The 18,034-nt window shown below is 71.9% G+C and carries 16 protein-coding genes and 1 pseudogene; 7 read left to right on the top strand and 10 right to left on the bottom strand.

Translation table 11 applies throughout. The features are described from left to right. Nucleotides 1-26 precede the first annotated feature (26 nt). Nucleotides 27-926, bottom strand: coding sequence for a shikimate dehydrogenase (locus tag OG858_RS37880; protein WP_086747608.1), 900 nt, complete (start codon nucleotides 924-926; stop codon nucleotides 27-29). Nucleotides 927-1,149: 223 nt separating this feature from the next. On the opposite strand from OG858_RS37880, the gene OG858_RS37875 reads away from it, so the two are divergent. The 6 genes from OG858_RS37875 (at nucleotide 1,150) to OG858_RS37850 (ending at nucleotide 7,531) form a co-directional block, all read left to right on the top strand. After that, nucleotides 1,150-1,815 (top strand): TetR/AcrR family transcriptional regulator, encoded by a 666-nt coding sequence (locus OG858_RS37875; protein WP_037704243.1) that lies wholly within the window; start codon nucleotides 1,150-1,152, stop codon nucleotides 1,813-1,815. 278 nt (nucleotides 1,816-2,093) lie between these two features. Next, nucleotides 2,094-3,434, top strand: a complete 1,341-nt coding sequence (locus OG858_RS37870; RefSeq protein WP_319064102.1) for an MFS transporter — start codon at nucleotides 2,094-2,096, stop codon at nucleotides 3,432-3,434. 246 nt (nucleotides 3,435-3,680) lie between these two features. Beyond that, nucleotides 3,681-4,199, top strand: a complete 519-nt coding sequence (locus OG858_RS37865) for a hypothetical protein (RefSeq protein WP_256961216.1) — start codon at nucleotides 3,681-3,683, stop codon at nucleotides 4,197-4,199. A gap of 59 nt (nucleotides 4,200-4,258) precedes the next feature. Continuing rightward, entirely contained in the window at nucleotides 4,259-4,837 is a 579-nt protein-coding gene (locus tag OG858_RS37860; RefSeq protein ID WP_086754394.1) for a TetR/AcrR family transcriptional regulator, read from the top strand. Continuing rightward, nucleotides 4,834-6,279, top strand: a complete 1,446-nt coding sequence (locus OG858_RS37855) for an MFS transporter (protein ID WP_327725308.1) — start codon at nucleotides 4,834-4,836, stop codon at nucleotides 6,277-6,279. Before OG858_RS37860 ends, OG858_RS37855 begins: the two co-directional genes overlap by 4 nt. Nucleotides 6,280-6,304: 25 nt before the next feature. Further along, entirely contained in the window at nucleotides 6,305-7,531 is a 1,227-nt protein-coding gene (locus OG858_RS37850) for a serine hydrolase domain-containing protein (RefSeq protein ID WP_319064103.1), read from the top strand. A 106-nt stretch (nucleotides 7,532-7,637) separates the two neighbouring features. Here OG858_RS37850 and OG858_RS37845 read toward each other — a convergent pair whose 3' ends face one another. The 4 genes from OG858_RS37845 to ribA all read right to left on the bottom strand — a co-directional run bounded on the left by OG858_RS37845 (nucleotide 7,638) and on the right by ribA (nucleotide 11,856). After that, nucleotides 7,638-8,789, bottom strand: a complete 1,152-nt coding sequence (locus OG858_RS37845; protein ID WP_319064104.1) for a saccharopine dehydrogenase family protein — start codon at nucleotides 8,787-8,789, stop codon at nucleotides 7,638-7,640. A gap of 7 nt (nucleotides 8,790-8,796) precedes the next feature. Continuing rightward, nucleotides 8,797-9,837 carry a saccharopine dehydrogenase gene (locus tag OG858_RS37840; protein ID WP_319064105.1) on the bottom strand — a complete coding sequence of 347 codons (1,041 nt, stop codon included), beginning with the start codon at nucleotides 9,835-9,837 and terminating at the stop codon, nucleotides 8,797-8,799. Further along, entirely contained in the window at nucleotides 9,834-10,979 is a 1,146-nt protein-coding gene (locus tag OG858_RS37835; protein WP_086753352.1) for an NAD(P)/FAD-dependent oxidoreductase, read from the bottom strand. Before OG858_RS37835 ends, OG858_RS37840 begins: the two co-directional genes overlap by 4 nt. A 217-nt stretch (nucleotides 10,980-11,196) precedes the next feature. Then, nucleotides 11,197-11,856, bottom strand: a complete 660-nt coding sequence (gene ribA, locus OG858_RS37830) for a GTP cyclohydrolase II (RefSeq protein ID WP_037704253.1) — start codon at nucleotides 11,854-11,856, stop codon at nucleotides 11,197-11,199. Between the two features lie 78 nt (nucleotides 11,857-11,934). Between ribA and OG858_RS37825 the strand changes: the two genes are divergently transcribed. Continuing rightward, nucleotides 11,935-12,726 carry a creatininase family protein gene (locus OG858_RS37825; protein WP_319064107.1) on the top strand — a complete coding sequence of 264 codons (792 nt, stop codon included), beginning with the start codon at nucleotides 11,935-11,937 and terminating at the stop codon, nucleotides 12,724-12,726. A gap of 113 nt (nucleotides 12,727-12,839) precedes the next feature. Here the strand turns inward: OG858_RS37825 and OG858_RS37820 are convergent. The 5 genes and pseudogenes from OG858_RS37820 to OG858_RS37800 form a co-directional block, all read right to left on the bottom strand. Beyond that, nucleotides 12,840-13,586, bottom strand: a pseudogene (locus tag OG858_RS37820) (lysylphosphatidylglycerol synthase transmembrane domain-containing protein); the annotation flags it as partial. Between the two features lie 713 nt (nucleotides 13,587-14,299). Then, nucleotides 14,300-15,265 (bottom strand): class I SAM-dependent methyltransferase, encoded by a 966-nt coding sequence (locus OG858_RS37815; RefSeq protein WP_319064108.1) that lies wholly within the window; start codon nucleotides 15,263-15,265, stop codon nucleotides 14,300-14,302. Further along, a complete protein-coding gene (locus tag OG858_RS37810; protein ID WP_086749778.1) occupies nucleotides 15,262-16,485 on the bottom strand; it encodes a glycosyltransferase family 4 protein in 1,224 nt (407 codons plus the stop codon). Before OG858_RS37810 ends, OG858_RS37815 begins: the two co-directional genes overlap by 4 nt. Continuing rightward, nucleotides 16,482-16,880 (bottom strand): 6-pyruvoyl trahydropterin synthase family protein, encoded by a 399-nt coding sequence (locus OG858_RS37805; RefSeq protein ID WP_005484824.1) that lies wholly within the window; start codon nucleotides 16,878-16,880, stop codon nucleotides 16,482-16,484. Before OG858_RS37805 ends, OG858_RS37810 begins: the two co-directional genes overlap by 4 nt. 168 nt (nucleotides 16,881-17,048) lie before the next feature. Beyond that, nucleotides 17,049-18,029, bottom strand: a complete 981-nt coding sequence (locus tag OG858_RS37800) for a zinc-dependent alcohol dehydrogenase (protein ID WP_328544001.1) — start codon at nucleotides 18,027-18,029, stop codon at nucleotides 17,049-17,051. Between the last annotated feature and the right edge of the window lie 5 nt (nucleotides 18,030-18,034).

Raw genomic sequence — 18,034 nt, 5'->3', positions numbered from 1 at the left:
CGCGACCGGCCGCGCCCCTACGACGCTCAGGGACCAACCCCGGCAACCCCGGCCAACTCGGCGATGTCGGCCAGCATCCGCGAAGCGTCCGGCTCCCGCCCGGTGAACAGGCGGAACGCGTCGGCCGCCTGGAACACCGCCATCCCTCCCCCGTCCAGCGTGGCGCAGCCGAGATCCCGGGCGGCCCGCAACAGCTCCGTCTCCAAGGGCCGGTACACCACCTCCGCCACCCACAGCCCGGGATGCAGCGACTGGGTGGCGAACGGCAGCCCGGGGTGCGCGGCCATCCCCGTCGGCGTCGCGTGGACGACCCCGTCGGCCGCCCCCAGCAGCGCCGGCAGCGCGTCCGGCGTCGCCGCGGCGGCCCGCCCCGGGCCGAAGTACCGGTTGAGGGAGGTGGCGAGGTCGGTCGCCCGGTCGGGCATCGCGTCGACGACGGTGACGTGCTCCGCGCCGAGGGTGAGCATGGCGTGGGCGACGGCCGCGCCCGCGCCCCCGGCGCCCAGCTGCACCACCTTCTCCAACGGGGCGTCGGGCAGACCGCGGGCGAAGGACGCGGCGAAGCCGGTGACGTCCGTGTTGTGGCCGACGGCGCGGCCGTCCTCGAAGACGACGGTGTTGACCGCGCCGAGCGCGGCGGCCTGCGGGGCGAGCCCGTCGAGGTGCTCGATGACGAGCTGCTTGCACGGGTGCGTGATGTTCAGCCCGTCGAAGCCCAGGTCACGGGCGGCGCGCACGAGATCGCCGACCGCCTCCGGCCCGACTCCGAGGTCGTCGATGTCGATCAGCCGGTACACATAGCGCAGGCCCTGCCGGTCGGCCTCGCGCTCGTGCAGGGCGGGGCTGAGGGAGGGCCCGATACCGGAGCCGATGAGGCCGACGAGATACGAGTCCTGCGAAGAGACAGGGTTCGAGACCTTGGGCACGGCGGGCCTCCTGAGCGGCTCACTAATGTACGAACTAGTACGTTAGTCATAGCAGCCAGGGGCGAGCAGGGGAAGCCCCCATCGCGAACCCGACGGCGACGACGGCTGCGACAGGGACGGGGACGGGGACGGGGACGGGGCACGCGACAGGGAACTCGGCACCGAGCCCCGGGGCGCGGGCTTCTACAATCGCGGACACTGGCCCCTTGCCCGAAGGAACGCGATGACCAGCGTCGAAGAACCGGCACGACCGAACGGGCGCATCCGTGACGCCGCCCGCACCAAGGCCGAGATTCTCGACGTCGCGACCAAGGAGTTCGCGCGTTCCGGGTTCGCCGGTGCCCGGGTCGACGAGATCGCCGCCCGGACCCGCACCACAAAGCGGATGATCTACTACTACTTCGGCGGCAAGGAGCAGCTGTTCACCGCCGTGCTGGAGCGGGCGTACTCCGTGATCCGGCAGACGGAGCAGGAGCTGGACGTCGAACATCTGGACCCGGTCGCGGCCATCCGCCGGCTCGCCGAGGTGACGTTCGACCACCACGAGGCCCACCCCGACTTCATCCGCCTGGTGAGCATCGAGAACATCCACGAGGCCGAGCACATCGCCTCCTCCGAGATGCTCGGCAAGATCGGCTCGCCCGCACTGGACGTGATCCGCCGGATCCTGGAGTCGGGCCAGAAGTCGGGCCTGTTCACGGCGGACGTCGACGCCGTCGACCTGCACGCGATGATCAGCGCGTTCTGCTTCTTCCGCGTCGCCAACCGGCACACCTTCGGCGCCCTCTTCGGCCGCGACCTGGTCGACCCCGGCAGGCGCGAGCACTATCGCCAGATGCTGGGCGACATGGTGATCACCTACCTGACGGCGGACCGCGCGGCGGACTGAGGCCCCGGCGGCGAGGTGAACGGTCCCGGCCGGGTCTCGGCCGGATCCCGCCGGGAAGATCCTTCCGCATGACCTCTTGACACCCGAGAAACGTCGGCGCAACATCCGTAGCCAACCGCTATTAACTATCCAGTGCGTTACATAGCCGGGTAGCCCCCGGCACGGCCGCCCCGCCACCCCCAGGGATCCGGCACCCCTCCCCCCTCTGCAGCACCTGCCTCCCCCAGCAGCACTTGCCTTCCTCCGCCTACGGTGGAGATCCCTCGAAGGAGCACGCCGTGTCCGTCCCCGCCGCACCTCCGGGCCAGCCCAAGAAGGCCGCCACGGCCGCCTGGATCGGCAGCGCCCTGGAGTACTACGACTTCTTCATCTACGGCAGCGCCGCCGCCCTGATCTTCCCGACGGTCTTCTTCGACGAGTCCGATCCGGCCACCGCGACCCTGCTGTCGCTGGGCACGTTCGGTGTCGCGTACGCGGCACGGCCGATCGGCGCGCTGTTCCTCGGGCACTTCGGGGACCGGCTGGGCCGCAAGAAGATCATGGTCTTCACGCTGATCCTGATGGGTGTGTCGACGTTCCTGATCGGCTGCCTGCCCACCCGCGACCAGGTCGGCACCCTCGCCCCGGTCCTCCTGGTGCTCTGCCGTGTCCTGCAGGGCATCTCGGCGGCCGGTGAGCAGGCCAGCGCCAACTCCATGACGCTGGAACACGCGCCGTCGGACCGGCGCGGCTTCTTCACCAGCTTCACCCTCAGCGGCACCCAGGGCGGGCAGCTGCTCGCCACCCTGGTCTTCATCCCGATCGCCGCGCTCCCCGAGGACCAGCTGCTGTCCTGGGGCTGGCGCGTCCCGTTCTGGATGAGCATCGCGGTCGCCGTCGTCGGCTACGTCATCCGCCGCACGCTGGAGGAGACCCCGGCCTTCACCGCGCAGACCGAGTCCGAGGGCGTCGCCAAGCTGCCGCTGGCCATCCTCCTGCGCGAGCACTGGGCGGACGTGCTGCGGGTGATCGCGGGCGCGCTGGTCGCCTCGGTCTCCACGATCTTCACCGTGTGGGCGCTGGCGTACGGCACGAGCGAGTCGGTGGGTCTGTCCCGTTCGTCCATGCTGTGGGTGGGCGCGCTCGCCAACCTGGTCGCGCTCGGCGCGATCCCGCTGTGGGCCACGCTCTCCGACCGCATCGGCCGCCGCCCGGTGTTCGCGATCGGCGCGGCCGGCAGCGCGGTGATGATGTTCGCCTACCTGTGGGCGATCTCCACCGGCTCCTACCCGCTGGTCCTGATCCTGGGCATCGTCACCTTCGGTGTCGTCTACAGCGCCGCGAACGGCATCTGGCCCTCTTTCTACGGCGAGATGTTCTCCACCCGGGTCCGCCTGTCCGGCATGGCCATCGGCACCCAGATCGGCTTCGCGGTCGCCGGTTTCGCGGTCACCTTCGCCGCGCAGATCGCCGGCCCGGACGGCGACGACTGGTTCGCCGTGGCCCTCTTCACCACGGCCCTGTGCATCCCTCCGGTCGTCGCCGCGCTCACCGCCCGCGAGACCCACAAGGTCCCGACCGAGCTCCTCGGTGTCCGCACCCCGCGCGAGAAGAACGACCGGGAGCGCGTCGCGGCCTGAGCCACGACCGGGTTCCGCTCCGGGTCCCCGGACACCTTCGAGGTGTCCGGGGACTCGTGCGTGGCGGCGGACGGCACGAGGGCGGCCCCCGCGAACGACCCCGATGCGAAGACCCTCCCAGCTCAGCGGCATGATGACCGCACCGCCGCGACAGGGCGGCACCACCATCAGGGGGACGATGTGAAGCGCGGCGAGAACCCTTACAGAGCCACCCCGCCTCCGTGGCAGGGGTGGCCATCGGCCGAGATGAGCCGACGGCGTTGGCGGATCGGGCTGATCGTCCCGCTCGTCGGAGCGGCGGGGTGCGGTCTGCTGTTCCTGCTCGGGATCGGCGCGTTCGCGCTGCTGTTCATAGTGAGCCGCGTGTTCAACCCCGTACCCGACGGCGAGCCCTTGACCATGAGCACGGCCGAGGTCACGGGCGCATGGGTGGACGGGCAGGGTGGACGTCTGGTGCTGAAGGAGGGCGGGACGTTCACATCGGCCAAGATCTGCGGCGACTTCGACGACAACGACGACGACCATTTCGATGATGTCGCCTCCCCGACCCCCGGCGCGGGAACCTGGGAACACGACACCGACAACGGCATCGGCACGGACACCCCCACCTCCACGGTCCTTCTCACGTTCACGCCCGGCGGTGTGCGGGGCCAGTACGAAGCGCGAGGCACGTCGAAGGACCCGGTCCTGTGGACGTACATCGGCGATCCCGACGAAAGCCGGCTGTGCGTACTGGAGAGAGCGGCCGACCGCACCAAGGAGTAGATCAGCGAGCAGATCCACTTCAGTAGACACTGTCTACCGCTGCCTGGTAGACAGTGTCTATGAGCGAGCCGAACTCGGGGCTGCGGTCCCGGCTGGTCGACGTAGGCGTCGAGTTGGTCACGGCGGAGGGCGTCCAGGCGCTGTCCCTGCGGGAGATCGCACGGCGGGCGGGGGTGTCGCACGGGGCGCCGCGCCGCTACTTCCCGACCCACCTGGAGCTGCTGTCGGCCATCGCGCGGCGGGGCTTCGAGGAGTTGGCGGCCAAGGGGGCAGAGGCACTCGGGGAGGGTACGGCGAGCCCGCGCGAGCAGATCGCGACGCTGGGGCGCGTGTATCTCGACTTCGCGCTCACCCACCGGGGCATGCATGAGTTGATGTTCCGTCACGATCTCTTGGAGAGCAACGAGTTGGGGCTGCGCGACGCCAGCCTGCCGGTCTTCTCCCTGCTGGTGGACCTGGTCGGACGGGCCCGGCCCGACGCCGACACCCGGCTGGTGGCGGGCGCGCTGCTGGCGAACCTCTACGGCATCGCCCAGCTGTGGATCTGGGGCAGCCTCCAACTCACCACGGGCGTCGATGACTTCGCACCCCTGCTGCACACCGCGCTGGACGCGCACCTGGGGAGCGAGGAGCGATGACGGCCGCCACGTCGCAGGCCTGCGTCGACCGGGGCGCACCGATGTCCGCGCCGCACCGCCGTCTCACCCTCGCCAACAGTGTCCTCGGTGCCGTGATCGTCGCCCTCGACGGAACCGTGCTGACGATCGCTCAGCCGACCCTGCGGCGGGACCTGGACGCCTCCCTCACCGAGGCGCAGTGGACCAGCACCGGGTATCTGATCGCGGTGGCCGGGCTGTTGGTGTTCGCCGGGCGCCTGGGTGACCGGTTCGGGCACCAACGCGTGTTCGCCTGCGGGGTGTTGGGGTTCGGCGCGGCCTCCGCCGGTATCGGGTTCGCTCCCGGTGTGGGCTGGGTGATCGGGTTGCGGGTCGTCCAGGGCGTCTTCGGCGCCCTGTTGCAGCCCGCCACCCTCGGGATGCTGCGGGGCGCCTTCCCGCCCGACCGACTGGGGATGCCCATCGCGCTGCGGACCAGCGCCATCGGTGTGGCGGTCGCCGCCGGCCCACTGGTCGGCGGTGCGCTCGTCGCCCAGCTGGGCTGGCGGGCGGTGTTCTTCCTCAACGTCGTACCGGCCCTGGTCATGGGCCTGCTGGCGCTGGCGGTGCGCACCCCGATGGCGCGCGACGCGAAGCGGGTCTCCACCACCCGCCTCGACCTGCCGGGCGCCGCGCTGCTGGCCGTGGCCCTGGCGGCTCTCGTGCACACGCTGGTCGGGGTGGCGGAGCACGGCTGGACGGCGACCGGTGTGCTCGGCCTGCTGATCGGCGCCGCGTCCGCCTTCGCCCTCGTCCGGCATGAACAGCGCACCCCCGACCCGCTGTTGCCGCCCGCCGTGGTGGGGTCGGCCACGGTGTGTGCCGCGCTCGGGGTGCTGGTGGCCGCGTCGGCGGCGATGCTCGGCGCGCTGTTCGTGTGCAGCTTCGTCCTCCAGGACGTACTGGGCATGGACCCGCTGACAACGAGCCTCGTCGCGCTGCCCGGCGGCGTGACGATGGTGCTCGGGGCACCGCTGTCGGCCGTACTGCTGCGCCGCTGGGGCGCCCGTCCCACGGCCCTCACGGGCACGGTGCTGCTCACCGGCGGGGTCCTGGCGTTGTCCCGGCTCGGCCCGGGATCGTCGACGATGGTGATCGGGGGCGGATTCCTGCTGCTGGGGGCCGGTTTCGGCGCGCTGATGGTCACCGCGACCGCCGTCGTCGTACGGCATGCGCCGCCGGAGTCGGCGGGCGTGGCGGGCGGGCTGCAACAGACCGCGATGAACATCGGCCCCACGCTGGGGGTGGCGGCCGCGACCACGCTCATGCCGCTCGGCACGGGCCCAGCGCTGCTGCTCCTGGCCGGTGTGGCCGCGCTCGGTGCACCCCTCGCCCTACGAATGCCCCGACCCGCCCGCCCCGCGAGGGATGGAACGCGATCAGTACGGAACGATGAAGACAAGAACGATGAAACAGAGCCGTAACCCGGGTCACCGGAGGAGAACCATCATGGAACGACTGCGCCGAGAGGTCGAGCCGCGCGAGGCCGGCCTCGACCCGAAGACCCTGGCCCGTCTGGACGAGTACCTGGCACGGCAGGTCGACGAGGGCCGGCTGCCCGGCTACCTGCTGTCCCTGGCCCGCGGCGGTCGCGTCGCCCACCTGACGACGTACGGACAGCGCGACCGCGAGGCACGGCTCCCCGTCGAGACCGACACGTTGTGGCGGGTCTACTCCATGACGAAGCCCGTCACTTCGGTCGCCGCACTGATACTGATCGAGGAGGGAAGACTGTCGCTCTCGGACCCGGTCTCCCGCTACCTCCCGGAGTTCGCCGAGCCGCGCGTGTACGAGTCCGGTGCGGGCGCCGACGTCCGGACCCGCCCGGCCGAGCAGCCGATCCTCGTCCGCCATCTGATGACCCACACCTCGGGCCTGACGTTCGGCTTCTACTACGACCACCCCGTCGACGCGCTCTACCGCGACGCGGGCCTGGAGAACTCCGTACGGCCGGGCGCCACCCTGGCGCAGACGTGCGCGGAGTACGCGCGCCTGCCGCTGCAGTTCGAGCCGGGCTCGCAGTGGAACTACTCCGTCTCCACCAACGTCCTCGGCCGGATCGTCGAGGTGGTGTCGGGACAGGACCTCGACGCGTTCTTCGCCGAGCGGATCCTCGGCCCGCTCGGCATGACGGACGCGTGCTTCCAGATCAGCCCCGAACAGGCGGGCAGGCTGGCCGAGTTGTACGGCGAGCAGGAGGACGGCTCGATCACGCCCGTTCCCGGCCTCCCGCTGCGCGGCCGGCCGCGCTTCCTCTCCGGCAGCGGCGGCCTGGCCGCCACCGCCCGGGACTACCACCGCTTCGCCGAGTTCCTGCGCCGCCGCGGCGAACTCGACGGCGTACGGCTGCTCTCCGCCGAGTCCGTCGACATGATGGCCACGAATCAGCTGCCGGGGGGCGTCGACATTCACTCGCACGGCAGTGCGTTCCACCGGCAGCCGGGCAATGTGGGCGTCGGCTTCGGCCTCGGGGTCTCCGTCGTCATCGACCCCTCCGTGACCGAATGCCCCTCCTCTCCGGGCACGTTCGGGTGGACCGGGGCGGCGACGACGATCTTCTGGGTGGATCCGCGCCGGGACCTGACGGTCCAGTTCATGACGCAGGTGCGGCGGCGTTCGTCGTTCTCCGTGTATCCGCAGCTGAAGCGGTTGGTGCATGAGGCCGTGGTGGGCTGACTCCGGAAGGCACGACCGCGGGTCGGTGGGGACTTGTCGCGCCCACGCGGCGGAGCCGCAGAGCGGACACAGCCCCCGCGCCCCCGGACAGAAGCGGACCGCACCCCTAGTCGGTCCGCAACCCGAACTCCACACCGGCCCGTGCCAGTTCGGACAGCCACGTCTCGGATCGCCCGCCCGTCTCCGCCGCCCGGCTGAGGCCCACCGGCAGTGAGCCGTCGAGGATGTGTCCCACCCCGAGGGCGAGGGGGCGGGACACCAGGCGGGCCATCGCGCTCTCCTCCTGCGTGCCGACGACGTCGAGGAGGTAGCGGCCGGACCAGCGCTCGCCCGAACCGGCGCGCACGTCGAGGCTGACGGTCAGGACGACCCGGTCGCGGTCGGTGTCGGTGGTCGGATAGCGGGCGGCCAACTCCCGTGCCAGCGCGGCGATGCGCAGGTCGTCGCCGTCCTCCAGCTCCGCGAAGACCGGCGCCCAGGCGCTGAGCCAGCCGTCGAGACGGAGGGTGCCGCGCACGAAGGTCTGCGGTTTCCAGGCCGGTGGGAGGCCGTACTGGCCGACGAAGGGAACGCTGTCGCGGTTCGGGTAGGCCTCGAAGGTCTCGCCGTCGACGACATGGGGGCGGGTCGCCGTCCAGGGCCGGTCGGCCGTCGTCTCGGCGCCGTCCTCGATGTAACGGGCGGGCGAGCGCAGGGCGTTGAGCACACCGGCCGGTGCCCAGCTGAAGCGGTACCTGAAGTCGTTGGGTACGGCGGGGACGCCGCCGCAGTACGAGGTGAGGGTGTACGAGGCGGCGGTCCGCGGACCGATCGCGGCGGTCGCCCGGGCGATCAGGCTGTGCGCGAAGAGGTGGTCGATGCCCGGGTCGAGGCCCGCCTCGGTCAGGACGGTGACCCCCGCGGCCGAGGCCGCCGGCACCTGCTCCAGGATCGCGTCCGAGACATAGCTGGAGCAGGCGAAGTGGGCCCGCGCCCCGACACACGCGTGGAGCAGCGGGCCGTGGTCCGGGGCCGGGAGCATCGAGACCACGATGTCCCCGGGGGCCAGCTCGGCCACGAGTGCCGGCAGGGTGTACGCGCGGGGCTCGGCGCGGCCCGCCAGGCCCAGCGCGGCCAGGGCCTGCCCGGCGCGCTCCTCGGTGCGGTGCCACAGCCGCACCCGGGCGGCTGTGTCGCACAGCGCCGCCAGGCCGCTGCCCGTGGACAGGCCGGCGCCGACCCAGTGGACGGTACCGCTCGCGGGGACCATCTCGGTCATCGGGCGACTACCTTTCTGTGAGCCCCAGTTCGTCGCTGACCTGACGGAATCGGTCCAGGCAGCGGCCCCACGCACCCCCGGTCTCGAAGTCCAGCAACTGCGGCAGCAGTGCGGCCGAGAAGTCGGTGCTCGCCTCCCGGGGCAGCAGGGAGGGCAGGTTGTCGATGGCGATGAGATCGAGCGGAGGGTGCTCGCGCAGCCGCCGTACGGGGTGGTCCCATTCCGTGGTCGTGTCGTAGACCGGCAGGACGTTCATGGGTGAGCCGACGTCGACGGTGACGTCGGAGAGCGTCCTGAGCCGGCGGTCCGGGCCGTCGAGGTCCTTGTCCGTCAGGAAGGGCGGGACCGGACTGGTCGTCAGGACCGTGTTGACCATCAACTCGTGTGCCAGCAGCGCCGGTCGGTCCAGGTCACGGGTCTCGGCGAGGTCCCAGCAGGTCGGTTCGACGCCCGCTTCGCCGAGCGCCACGCGCGCACCCCGGCCGCTGCGGCCCAGGGCGCCGATCACCAGCGCGCTCACGTCACCGGTGGACGCGCGGAGCTCGGCCTCCATCGCCTCCTTGGAGGTCGGCCGGAGCGGGGCCCGCAGCATGCCCCGGTGGTGGAGTACGGCGAGGGCCGCGCCCAGATAGCCGGCCCAGAAGCCGAAGGCGGCGAGTCTGCGGCCCCGGTCGTCCTCCAGGTACTCCAGGTCGAGCAGCGCACCGCCCCCGGCCGCGAACCTGCGCAGCAGCGTCCCGGCACCGGGCTGTCCCTTGTAGGCGTGCCCGAAGAAGATATGACGGTGCGTCAATCGCGTGGGTGCGTCCGGGAGTTCCTTGAGCCCCACGACCACGGCCTGCGCGGACGCCGACACCCACGAGCCGGGGTCGGCGACCTGGCACCCGGCCGCCTCGTACTCCTCGGTGGGGAAGATCCGCTGTGGGGAGTCCTCGACCGTGAGCCTCGCCCCGCTCTCGACGAGCCGCCGGGCGTCGGACGGCACGATCGGGGTGCGGCGTTCGGTGGTGCGGGTCTCGTGGCGGAGCCACAAGTGGAGATCGGTCATACGAGGTTGGCCTCCGGGCGCAGGGAGTCGGCCGTGAACCGGTCGACGCTCAGCGGGCTGATGTCGACGAAGGGTACGCGCCCGAGGTACAGGTCACGGACCACCTCGCCGACCGCCGGGCCCTGGAGGAAACCGTGGCCGGAGAACCCGGTCGCGTACAGGAAGCGGGAGCACGAACCGGCCTCGCCGATCAGGGCGTTGTGGTCCGGTGTGATCTCGTACAGGCCCGCCCAGCCGCCGGTCCGGCGCAGATCGAGCAGGCCGGGCGCACGGCGCTCCATGGCCTCGTACAGCCGGGGGATCCAGCGGTCGTGGGTGTCGGTGGCGAAGCCGGGCCGTTCGTCGGGGTCGGACATGCCGACGAGGAGACCGGGGCCCTCGGTGTGGAAGTAGAGGCTGCTGGTGAAGTCGATCGTCATGGGGAGGTTCGGCGGGAGGCCGGGGACCGGTTCCGTGACGGCGATCTGGCGGCGCAGGGGCTCCACCGGGAGGTCCACACCCACCATGGCGCCGACGGACCGGGACCAGGCGCCGGCCGCGCACACGACCGTGTCGGTGACGATGCGGCCCTTGCTCGTGACCACCGCGGTGATCGTGTCCCGCCAGGTCTCGATGGACTGGACCTCGCAGTTGCGCAGCACGGTCGCGCCGTGGCGGCGGGCCCCGGCGGCGTAGCCGTGGACCACGGACTCGGGGGTGCAGTGCCCGTCGTCGGGCGAGAACGCGGCGGCTAGCAGGCCCTCGGTGGAGATCAGCGGGGAGAGCCGCCGGGCCTCGGCGGGATCGACCATGCGGCTGGGCACACCCAGGTCGTTCTGGAGCTGTACGCCCGCCTCGAACTGGGCGACCTCGTCGGGGGTGGTCAGGAGGAAGAGGTAGCCGACCCGGTGGAGTCCGATGTCGTGGCCCAGCTCCTGCCTGAAACGGCCGAACGCCTCCAGACTGCGGGCGCCGAGCTGGATGTTGAGTTCGTCGGAGAACTGCGCGCGGACCCCGCCGGCGGCCCTCGCGGTCGATCCGGAGGCCAGCTCGTCGCGTTCGACTAGGACGACGTCGTCCACTCCGGCGGCGGCCAGGTGGTAGGCGATGCTCGTCCCGATGACGCCTCCGCCGATGACGACGACCCGTGCGCTGCGGATCACGAACGCTCCCTTCGACCGGACGTGGTCGGACCACCCGACGGAGTCAGGTCTTCCACCACGGGCGAACGTTCATGCGGAGCGTCCCCTTACTTGCCCGAAGCGGAGCGCCCCGGTACTTGCCCGAAGGGGAGTTGCGTACGGGGCTCCGGGCGGGCGCGGCGGCCGGTGTCGGAGCTTTCAGTCGCCTCCGGGACGGCCGCCGCGCGAACCCCGGCGCTCAGGACGAGTGGACCACCGCGTCCAGGTGCGGCAGGTAGTGGTCGAGCCGCTCCCGCTTGGTGCGCAGGTAGGTGATGTTGTCCTCGCACGGCGTGATCAACAGCGGCACCTGCTCGGAGACCGCGATGCCGTGGCGCAGCAGCGCCTCCCGCTTGCGCGGGTTGTTCGACATCAGCCGGACCGACCGTACGCCGAGGTCGTGCAGCATCTCGGCCGCCACCCGGTAGTCGCGGGCGTCCACCGGCAGCCCGAGGGCGAGGTTCGCCTCGACGGTGTCCAGCCCCTCCGCCTGGAGCTTCATCGCCTGGAGCTTGGCCAGCAGACCGATGCCGCGGCCCTCGTGGCCGCGCAGATAGACGAGAACGCCGCGCCCCTCGGCGACTATCGACCGGAGCGCGCTGTCGAGCTGCTCGCCGCATTCGCAGTGCTGGGAACCGAACGCGTCACCGGTCAGGCACTCCGAGTGCAGCCGTATGAGAATTCCCTCACCGCCGCTGATGTCGCCGAACACCAACGCCACTTGTTCCTCGCCGCGGTCCTGGTCGAGATAACCTACGGCCTCGAAGTCGCCGTACGTCGTGGGCAGGGGGGCGTTCACCACGCGTACGGCGCCGGAGGACTGGGCATTCGTGCCGAGTACACCAACATTTTCTGTCATGATCTGATTCCAATCTGGTAAGCCCTGACGTCATGCGAAAATGACGGAGCATCAGCAGAGACGAGAGGCCTTGAAAAGATGAGCAGTTCGAGTCTTGTACCGACGGACACCACCGCGGACGTCCGCGCGCGGGGGGCGAAGGCCGGCCGACAGGTCGCGGTGCTTCCCGTCGGCAGCTACGAGCAGCACGGCCCGTATCTGCCGCTGGCCACCGACACGCTCGTCGCCTGCGCCATATCCCGGGAGATAGCCGCCGCGTACCCGGTGCATCTCCTCCCGCCCGTGACCATCGCCTGCTCGCACGAGCACGCGGCCTGGCCGGGCACCGTCAGCATTTCCGCGACGACCCTGCACGCGATGGTCCGCGACATCGCCGCGTCCCTGCGCCGGTCGGGCGTCGAGGCTCTGGTGGTGGTGAACGGTCACGGTGGGAATTATGTTCTGGGCAATGTCGTCCAGGAATCCACCGCGGCGGGACATCGAATGGCGCTTTTCCCGGCGATGGAGGACTGGGAATCCGCCCGCGAACGGGCGGGCGTACAGACCTCGTTGCTCAGCGATATGCATGCGGGAGAAATAGAGACCTCCATACTTCTGCATTGCCACCCCGAATTGGTCCGGCCCGGTCACGAGACCACCGATTTCCTTGCCGACGACCGCCGTCATCTCCTCTCCCTCGGTATGTCGGCCTACACCGATTCCGGTGTCATCGGCCGTCCGTCCCTGGCATCCGCCGCGAAGGGGAAGGAGCTGCTTGCAGGGTTCGTCGAATCCTTCGGGGCGTACTTCTCATTGGTCACCTCGGACGCCTGGGACACGGGAACGGTTCCGCCCGAGGCGCCGTCGGCACCCGCCTCGTCCGTCGGCTGACGGCGGGCCCGCAGGGAGCCGTACCAGCGTCCGACGAGCACGAGGGCCCCGGGCAGGGCGGCCGCGAAGCTGAGCACACCGTAGACGACGGCCACGGTCAGCCCCTGGGAGGCGCCCAGACCGGCGGCGCCGAAGGACCAGGCGGTGACGCCCTCGCGGGGGCCCCAGCCGCCGACGTTGAGCGGCAGGCTCATCGCGATCAGGGCCAGCAGCGCCAGGGGCAGCACCTCCAGCGGGGTCGCGGCGGACCCGGCGACGCGTGCGGCGAGCAGGAACGTCGCCACGTATCCGGCCAGTACCGCCACCGACGAGACCAGCACGGCGGGGCCGCTGTCGCGGTTCAGCAGCGCGCCGCGCGCCTCGGTGAGGGCGGCCCGGACCCGGCGGCCCCGGCCCGCGGCCGCGCCGGGCCTGCGGCCCATCCGGAGCGCCGCCCAGATCGCCAGCGCGCCCAGCGCGACGAGCACGGTCACACCCGCCGCGTGACGGGTCTGCTCCAGCACCGGGGACGGCAGCACCAGCAAAACCGTTACGCCCACGGCTGCCAGCACCAACTGGCCCGCGGTGCGCTCGATGACGACCGCCCGCACGCCCCGGCCCATGTCCCCGGAACTCCGGCCGTGCCGCACCGCGCGGTGCACATCGCCGAGCACACCGCCGGGCAGTGCCGCGTTGAGGAACAGCGCGCGGTAGTAGTCCGCGACGGCCGGCCCGAGCGGCAGTCTGATCCCGAGCGCCCGGGTCACCGCGCACCAGCGCCACGCGCTGCACACCGTGGTGAACACGCCGATCCCGACCGCCGCCGCCAGCGTCGCGCCGTCGATCCGCCGCAGCCCGTCCACGAACACGCCGGTCCCCATCCGCCAGAAGACGACGGCGAGGATGACCGTTCCGGCGAGTGTGCCGAAGTGGGTGCGCAGGACACGGGTGAACCTGCCGGTGGGGCGGGGCTCGGCGGGGGCCTGGGGCGAGGTGACGTCCGGCGTGGCGACGGACACCGCGGGGGCCTCGGGCAGGACACCGCTCGCGGTCGTCTGCGCGGCCGCCCGGCAGGATGCCGCACCGGCCTCGTCCCGGCTCCGGCCACCGGCCGGCTCCGTCGCTCCGTGCGCCACGACCGTCCGAGGCCCCGCCACGGACACCGGCTCGACGGAACTTCCGCCCGGGACGCCCTCCGTCGAGGCCGTGGGGCCGACCGGCGTGGCCGAGTCGGCAGCGGCCTGCGAGGCAGTGACCGACACCGAGGTCGCACCGAGGACGGGGGTGGATGAGTCGGCGCCCATGTCCGAGGCGACCGTCGGCGACGCGGTGCGGCCGTCCGCCGTGGCAGCGGACATCGCCGCCGAGCCTCTTTCGGAACCCGCGTCCGGGGCCGCCCCGCGCAGGTCCGTGCCCGGTACCGCCGCGGTGGCCGGCAGTTCACGCGGCCCCGTGCCGGGCCCGAGCGCGCGCATCCTCGCCGGCGCCCCGGACGTGCTGGCCCTCACCCGGGCCCGGACTCCGCGCGGGCGCAGGCGTATACGGTCCCCCGTCGCCGGCGGGTGGGCCTCGACCGCCTCCTCCACCGGCGCTGTCATGAGACTCCGCCCGTCGGCCGGGGCAGGGCCAGGAGGTCGCTGTGGTGGACGACGACGCGGAGTTCGCCGGCCGCGTTGTCCCGGAGGCGGTCGCGGAGGTAGGCGTCGGCGCGCTCGGTGAGTTCGGGGCGCTGTTCGCAGGCGGCGCCGACCCAGCCGCGCAGCCACTCCTCGGTGAGGGCGGTGTGCCGCCGGTCGAGCTGCCAGGGACTCGGGTGGACCCGGACCGTGGCGCCCTGCTGGGCGAAGGCCTCGCAGGCCGTGGTGATCGCGTCCGGACCGAGCAGATCGCTCGCACGCTGGTGGGCGTTGAACGCCTCGGCGATCTCGGTGTCCATGGGGTGGGCGGGGACGACGTCCACGCGGCCCACGACCGACAGGGTCAGCAGGGCGGGGACCCCCGCGCCCGCGCAGGCCGCGGCGAGCGCCTCGATCTCCTCGCGGGTGAGGACGTCGAGCAGCGCGGACGCGGTGACCAGCGAGGCGCCGTCCAGGTCAGCCGCCGTCAGCCGCCCGATGTCGCCGCGCCGCGTGGTGACCGTGACGGGGCTGCCGTCGGCGGCCGCACGGGGCGCCCGCGCGACGGCCAGCCGCAGCAGGTTCGGGTCCTGGTCGTGCAGGACCCACCGCTGGGCGCCGTCCAGCCGGGGCGCGAGCCAGCGGCCCATCGAGCCGGTGCCGCAGCCCAGGTCGTGGACGGTCAGCCCGGTGGCCCGGCCGGGCAGGTTCGCGAGACGGATCCGCAGCGGGTCCAGCAGATCCGCCGCACGGGCGTCGGCGTCGGCGCTCTCGCGCAGCTCCAGCCACTGCGGCGCGTACTGGTGTCCCTCGGGCGCCGGTGTGTCACCACCGCGTCCCGCCATGCTCAGCGCGGCACCGGAAACGGCCGCACCCGCGGCGGCGGTGGCACCCACGGACAGGGGCCCACCCGCGGACGCGGTCATATCGGCAGAAGTGGTCATGCCGCCCTCCGAGGTTCGTGCCGCAGCCGGCCCAGTACATGGGCGAGGCTGCGGGCCGTGGTCGCCCACCCGTCCAGCGCGGCCCGTCGCCCGCGCGCCGCGGCCTTCAGCCGACGCCGTACGTCGGCCTCCCCGAACCAGCCGCGCAGCTCCGCCGCGATGGCCGCGGGGTTCTCCGGCGGGACGAGGATGCCGGGGACCCCGCCGTCGGGGGCACGTCCGACGGCCTCGGGGAGACCGCCGACGTCCGTGGCCAGGACGGGGATTCCGCGCGCGAGGGCTTCGGTGACCGCCATGCCGTACGTCTCGGCGTAGGAGGTGAGGACCATCAGGTCGGCGGCGGCGTAGCTGGCGCCGAGTTCCGCGCCGGCCTGCGGTCCGGCGAGGTGGAACCGGTCCTCCAGGCCGAACTTCGCGATCAGCGTGCGGATGTGGTCGACGTACTCGGGCTCCTGGTCGAGGCTGCCCACCAGCACACAGCTCCAGCGCAGTTCGGTGACGGTCGCGAGGGCCTCCACCAGCCGGTGCTGCCCCTTGCGCGGGGTGACCGCGGCCACGCACAGCAGCCGGGAGACACCGTCGGTGCCGGAGGCGAGGGGCGCGATGTCGGCGCCGGGGGCGGCGACGTGAACGCGCTCGGGGGCGAGCCCGTGGTGTGACACGAGTCTGCGGACGGCCCATTCGCTGGTCGCGATCACGGCGGACACGCCCCGCAGGGTCGCCCGCTCCTTGGCGTCGAGTTCGGCGGCGACGTCGGGTTCCAGGCCCGTCTCGTCGCCGAGCGGCAGATGCACCAGCACGGCCAGGCAGAGGCGCTCGGCCTCGGGGAGGATGATCTCCGGGACTCCGCAGGCGACCAGGCCGTCGAGGAGGACGACCGTGCCGTCGGGGAATTCACTCAGCGTACGGGCGAGTTCGGCGCGCGCCGTCTCGGACGGGCTGGGCCAGCCGCCGTCGATGGCGTGCTTGTGGACCTGCCAGCCGAAGCCGGGCAGATCCAGGCAGATCCGGCGGTCGTAGGCGTTGCCGCCGCTGGGCCGGGCCAGGTCGTCCACGCCACCCGGCATCACGAAGTGCAGGGAACGCAGCGACATGGGGACGATGGCCGCGTTCTTCAGCGCCGCGTTCTGCACGGGCACATAGCCGAGCCTCAACTGCTCTCCCCCGCCTGCCTGGGCGGTGGTGCCGACGGCCGCCCGGTCGATGGTCACGTCGGTCACAGAGCACGCTCGTAACTCGCCCAGGCGATGTGCGACTCGTGCAGGGTGACCGTGATTCCCGCGATGCCCTTGGCGTTCTCCCCCAGGGCACCCTTGTGGATCCGCTCGGCGAGGCGGTCGGCGATCACCTTGGCCAGGAACTCCGTGGAGGTGTTCGTGTGGGCGAAGGCGGGCTCGTTGTCGAGGTTGCGATAGTTCAACTCGCTCACCACGGCCCCGAGCTCCTGCGTGGCCAGCCCGATGTCTACGACGATGTTGTCGTCGTCCAGTTCGGCGCGTCGGAAGGTGGCGTCCACGAGGAACGTGGCGCCGTGGAGGCGCTGCGCGGGTCCGAAGACCTCCCCGCGGAAGCTGTGGGCGATCATGATGTGATCGCGGACGGTGATGCTGAACAACGGACGACCCTCCAGTGCGGTACGTCTGCCCCCGGGCCGGGGCATGCCGTGTAGTACGGCTGCTCCCTACCCGTTGTTCAGCCGAGTTTTGCGGTTTCTTTGGAGGTCAATGTTCCGTTCGGGCAGTTCAGGGGCGGGTGGGGTGACCCGGAACACTCGACCTCTGGCTCACTCGGCGTCGTAGCGGACCCGATGGCACATCCCCGGCAGCTCTCCGCTCGCCAGCTTCGGCATGACGTCCGGGAGCTCGTCGAAGGCGCACTCTCCGGTGACCAGCGCGTCGAAGCGGGCGTCGGCGAGGAGTTCGAGGGCGAGCCCCAGCCGGTCCGCGTACGTACGTCCGACGCGTCCGGCCGGGGAGACGGTTCCGACCTGGCTGCTGCGGATGGTGAGCCGGCGCGAGTGGAAGGCCTCGCCGAGCGGCAGGGCGATCCGGCGGTCGCCGTACCAGCTCAGTTCGATGACCGTGCCCTCGGCGGCGAGAAGTTCCAGGGAGCGTACGAGCCCGTGTTCGTTCGCGCTGGCGTGCACGACGAGGTCGCATTCGCCCAGCGCGTCCCCGGGCAGCGCGAAGTCGACGCCGAGCGCGCGGGCGATGTCGGCGCGCGCCGGGTCGGCGTCGACGAGCTGGACCCGCACGCCCGGGTAGCGGGCGAGCAGCGCGGCGACCGAGCAGCCGACCATGCCGCCGCCCACGACGGCGATCCGGTCCCCGACGAGGGGGGCCGCGTCCCACAGGGCGTTGACGGCCGTCTCCACGGTCCCGGCGAGGACGGCCCGCGCGGCGGGCACGGACTCCGGCACGACGGTGACGGCGCTCACGGGAACGACGTAGCGGCTCTGGTGCGGATACAGGCAGAAGACGGTCCTGCCGACCAGTGCGTCCGGCCCCTCTTCCACCCGCCCGACGCTGAGATAGCCGTACTTCACGGGAGCGGGGAACTCGCCCTCCTGGAAGGGCGCGCGCATGGTCGCGTGCTGGTTCTCGGGCACCTGGCCGCGGAACACGAGCGTCTCGGTGCCCCGGCTGACTCCTGAGTACAGCGCACGGACGAGCACCTCGTTCTCGCCGGGTTCGGCGAGGGGCTCCTCGCGGATCTCACCCTGCCCCGGGGAGCGTAGCCAGAAGGCCTCGGCTGTCGGTTTCATGTGCG

This window comes from Streptomyces europaeiscabiei, from assembly GCF_036346855.1.
Taxonomy (GTDB): domain Bacteria; phylum Actinomycetota; class Actinomycetes; order Streptomycetales; family Streptomycetaceae; genus Streptomyces; species Streptomyces europaeiscabiei.
Note: the sequence above shows the minus strand (reverse complement) of the source record. Positions and strands in the feature narration are given on the sequence as shown.

Excerpts from the sequence above, each read along its gene's own strand:
- OG858_RS37855 (WP_327725308.1), top strand. The coding sequence starts at position 4,834 with ATGACGGCCGCCACGTCGCAGGCCTGCGTCGACCGGGGCGCACCGATG.
- OG858_RS37860 (WP_086754394.1), top strand. The coding sequence starts at position 4,259 with ATGAGCGAGCCGAACTCGGGGCTGCGGTCCCGGCTGGTCGACGTAGGC.
- OG858_RS37845 (WP_319064104.1), bottom strand. The coding sequence starts at position 8,789 with ATGACCGAGATGGTCCCCGCGAGCGGTACCGTCCACTGGGTCGGCGCC.
- OG858_RS37800 (WP_328544001.1), bottom strand. The coding sequence starts at position 18,029 with ATGAAACCGACAGCCGAGGCCTTCTGGCTACGCTCCCCGGGGCAGGGT.
- OG858_RS37825 (WP_319064107.1), top strand. The coding sequence starts at position 11,935 with ATGAGCAGTTCGAGTCTTGTACCGACGGACACCACCGCGGACGTCCGC.
- OG858_RS37875 (WP_037704243.1), top strand. The coding sequence starts at position 1,150 with ATGACCAGCGTCGAAGAACCGGCACGACCGAACGGGCGCATCCGTGAC.
- OG858_RS37840 (WP_319064105.1), bottom strand. The coding sequence starts at position 9,837 with ATGACCGATCTCCACTTGTGGCTCCGCCACGAGACCCGCACCACCGAA.
- OG858_RS37850 (WP_319064103.1), top strand. The coding sequence starts at position 6,305 with ATGGAACGACTGCGCCGAGAGGTCGAGCCGCGCGAGGCCGGCCTCGAC.
- ribA (WP_037704253.1), bottom strand. The coding sequence starts at position 11,856 with ATGACAGAAAATGTTGGTGTACTCGGCACGAATGCCCAGTCCTCCGGC.
- OG858_RS37815 (WP_319064108.1), bottom strand. The coding sequence starts at position 15,265 with ATGACCACTTCTGCCGATATGACCGCGTCCGCGGGTGGGCCCCTGTCC.
- OG858_RS37865 (WP_256961216.1), top strand. The coding sequence starts at position 3,681 with ATGAGCCGACGGCGTTGGCGGATCGGGCTGATCGTCCCGCTCGTCGGA.